The following is a 4,137-nucleotide window of genomic DNA, read 5'->3' on the forward strand; positions in this document are numbered from 1 at the left end:
GGATGCTGATCGTTTTCTGTGGTTCCAGTGCTACAACCACCTTCTGACGGACGGCTTCGCCTGTTCACTGGTGGCGCGTCGGGTGGCGGAGGTTTATACGGCACTCCTCGACGCGGACGACGAGACGTCCGGACTTTCCGACAGCATCCCCATGGGCGCCATGCGTGCCATGCGCGACATGCGGGATGAGGAGGCCACTTATCGGCGGTCGGAACAGTACGAGAAGGACCGGCGATACTGGCGCGATCGATTCGAGGACCGGCCTGAACTGGTGAGTGCCCCCGGCGCCCGAGTGTTTTCACCGGAAGCGGCCGAAGATGAGAAGGGGATTCTGAGGGAAACCGGTACTCTCCCGTCGTCCACGATGGCGGCGTTGCACGCGGTGGCGGAGCGCGTGGGAGAGAGCTGGACGAGAAGCGTCATCGCGACGTTGGCCGGCTTTGTGGGGCGGCTTACGGGATCGGACGAGGTGATTCTGAGCCTGCCGGTGACCGGCAGGGCCACCGAGCGAGCGCGTCAGGTGCCGTCGACCATGGCCAACATGCTGCCGCTGCGGCTGCCCGCCGAGCCCGGCACGGACCTGGAACACATGGTGCGGATGACGGCGGCCGGACTTGGCGAACTGCTGGAACACCAGCGTTTCCGTGGGGAACATCTGCGCCGTGAACTGGGCTGGCCGGAGGGCAACCGCTGGCACTTCGGGCCTTACGTGAATGTTCTGCCCACGGGCGACGACCTTCGGTTCGGCGACCTTCACGGCACCGTCCGTGATCTGTCGAGCCGACGGGTCGAGGATTTCGGGATTCTGGTGAACGGCCCTTCTGCCGACGGCGACGTACAAATCGTTCTTGAGGCGAACGGAGATCTGTACGACCGCCAGTGGACACGGGCGGTGCTTTGGTCGTTGCTGCACTTCCTGGGACAGGCGGCGGCGGATCCTGCGGCGCCGTTGTCCGAGATCGACGTGCTGGGGGAGTCCGAGCGTGCGTTGGTGGTGGGGGAGTGGAACGACACGGCGCGGGTTGTGTCGGCGGGTTCCGTTCCGGAGTTGTTCGCCGGGTGGGCTGCTTCGGCTCCGGGTGTGGTGGCGGTGCGGTCCGGCGATCAGGTGCTGTCGTATGGGGAGTTGGAGGAGCGGGCGAATCGTCTGGGCCGGTATTTGACGGGTCTGGGTGTGGGGCGTGAGTCGCGGGTGGGCCTGTGCTTGCCGCGTGGTGTGGACATGGTTGTGGGGATGCTGGGTGTGTGGAGGGCGGGTGGCGCGTATGTGCCGCTCGATCCCGAGTACCCGGTGGAGCGGTTGGCGTACATGGTGTCCGACAGTGCGGCCACCGTTGTGCTGGCCGTTGGGGAGACGGTGGCGCAGGTCGCGGGTGGCGCGGCGTCTGTGGTGGTGCTGGATGACGGGGATGTCGCGACGGCGATCGCGGTGGAGTCGTCCGGGGCGCTTGATGTACCGGTGGTGCCTGAGCAGTTGGCGTATGTGATTTATACGTCGGGTTCGACGGGGCGGCCGAAGGGTGTGGCGGTCGCGCATGGTGGTGTGGCGAATCTGGCGGAGGTGATGCGTCCCGTCCTCGGTGTGGAGGAGGGTGTGACGGCGCTTCAGTTCGCCTCGTTCTCCTTCGATGCTGCGGTGCTGGATGTGGCCGTCACGCTGGGCGGAGGCGGCAGTCTTGCCGTCGCGTCGAGTGAGGAGCGGTTGGAGCCCGAGGCGCTGGCCGCGATGATCCGCGAGGCCGGTGTGCAGGTGGCGAGCGTGGTGCCGTCTCTGCTCGGGGTGCTGGAGCCGGAGTCGGTGCCGGGTGTGGGGAACTGGGTGCTGGGCGCGGAGCGCCTGACTGCGGATCTGGCGGCGAAGTGGCGGGCCCAGTCGAAGGTGTGGAACACCTACGGCCCGACCGAGGCCACCGTGATCACCACGGCGACGTTGCTGGCCGAGGGCATCACGGCCCAGGACGCCCCGCCTGCGATCGGCGCCCCGATCGGGAACGCGCAGGTCTTCGTCCTGGACGGGTTCCTGCGGCCAGTGCCTCCTGGTGTGACGGGTGAGCTGTATGTGTCGGGCGCTGGGCTCGCGCGTGGTTACGTGGGTCGCTCGGACCTGACGGCGGAGCGCTTCGTGGCCAACCCGTTCGTGTCGGGTGGGCGCATGTACCGCTCGGGCGACCTGGCCCGCTGGACGGCGGACGGTCTGCTGGAGTTCGCGGGCCGAGCCGACGAGCAGGTGAAGATCCGCGGCTTCCGCGTCGAGCCCGGTGAGATCGAGTCGGTGCTGGCCTCTCACGAGAGTGTGTGTCAGTCGGTGGTGGTGGTCCGTGAGGACCGGCTGGTGGCGTATGTCGTCCCGGCCGGTGACGACGACTTCGACGCTGGTGCGCTGCGGGAGTACGCGGGTGAGCGGTTACCGGAGTACATGGTCCCGAGCGCGACGGTGGCGCTCGACGTCATGCCGCTGACGGCGAACGGCAAGGTCGACCGCAACGCCCTGCCCGCGCCCGACCCGGAGAGCCGCAGCGAGGGGCGGGATGCCGAGACACCGCTGGAAGCGGTGATGTGCGGGCTGTTCGGTGAGGTGCTCGGCCTGGACCAGGTGGGCGCGGAGGACTCGTTCTTCGAGCTGGGCGGCGACTCGATCCTCTCCATGCTGCTCGTGTCCCACGCCCATCGCGCGGGCTTCGCACTCACGACCCGTGACGTTTTCGAGCACCGTACCCCGGCCGGTCTGGCGGCCGTTGCTGTCGCCACCGTCGGAGGAGCCACCCAGGTGGAGCGCGAGCGCGTCTCACCTGTGGGTGAGGTGCCGTTGACTCCGGTGATGTGTGAGTTGCTGGGCCGGGTGGGTGTGGACGGTGTTGGCGGGGTCGCGCAGTCGAGTGCGGTGGTGACTCCTGCTGATATGGACTTTGCGGTGTTGGTCGGTGCCGTGCAGGCGGTGGTGGACCAGCACGATGTGCTGCGGGCGCGGCTGGAGACGGCGCCCCGGGCCAGGCTGGTGGTTCCCGAGCGGGGAGCGGTGCTGGTCGAGCCGCTGGTGCGACGGGTGGACGTCACGGGTCAGGACCTTGCGGCGGCGGTCGGCGAGCAGGTGCGGGCCGCGACGGAACGGTTGGACCCGTTGGCCGGTGTGATGCTTCAGGTGGTGTGGCTGGATGCCGGGCCCGAGGTGCAGGGTCGGCTCGTCCTCGTCGTGGACCACCTGGTGGTGGACACGGTGTCCTGGCAGGCGCTGCTGCCTGATCTGACCTCCGCTTACAAGGAGTTGGCGGCGGGACGGCGAGCAGCGCTGAACCCGGTGTCGACGTCGTTCCGGCATTGGGCGCGTGAGGTGTCGGCGCGGGCGGTGGGTGCGGAGCGTGTTGCGGAGCTGTCGGGGTGGCAGGCGCTGCTGGGGGATGCCGGTTCGTTGTTGACGGATGGGCCGGTGGATCCGGTTCGTGATGTTGAGGCGTCGGTGCGTCGGGTGTCGGTGTCGGTGCCGTCCGGGGTGACGTCGGCGTTGTTGACGGGGGTTCCTGCCGCGTTCCATGCGGGTGTTGATGATGTGCTGCTGGCGGGGTTGGCGGCTGCCGTCGCCGAATGGGCCCGGAGCAGGAACCAGGACCAGGCTGCTGACGGGTTCCTGGTGGATGTGGAGGGACATGGCCGTGTTCCGCTGAGTGAGGGTGTGGACCTGTCGCGCACGGTGGGGTGGTTCACCAGTGCGCAGCCGGTGCGGCTGGCGGCGGGTGGCTTTGATCCGGCCGATCTGCGTGCCGGTGGCTCGGCCGCTGGGCAGGTGTTGAAGCGGGTGAAGGAGCAGGTGCGGGCTGTGCCCGGTGACGGGCTCGGCTACGGCATGCTCCGCTATCTCAACCCCGAGACCGGGCCCGCCATGGCGGAGCTGCCCTCGGCCCAGATCGGGTTCAACTACCTCGGGCGCCAGTTCGTCGGGCGCGACGGCCAGTGGGCACTGTCGGACGAGGGCGTGGGAGCGAGCGCTGCCGCACGGGCACCGGTGATGCATGCGCTGGAGGTGTTGGGCGCGGTGCAGGACCGGGCCGATGGTCCTGAGCTGACCCTCACGCTTTCCTGGCCCGAGCGGTTGCTGACGGAGGCTTCCGCGCAGGCTCTCCTCGATGCGTGGGCGGCGATGCT

1 protein-coding gene is annotated in these 4,137 nt (G+C 68.6%); it reads left to right on the forward strand.

Going from position 1 to position 4,137, the window contains the following annotated elements; translation table 11 throughout:
* Positions 1 to 4,137: amino acid adenylation domain-containing protein (locus tag ACYVOO_RS38865; RefSeq protein ID WP_461020444.1), on the forward strand; the 4,137-nt coding region annotated here is incomplete at both ends.

The organism is Streptomyces daliensis, from assembly GCF_054782395.1.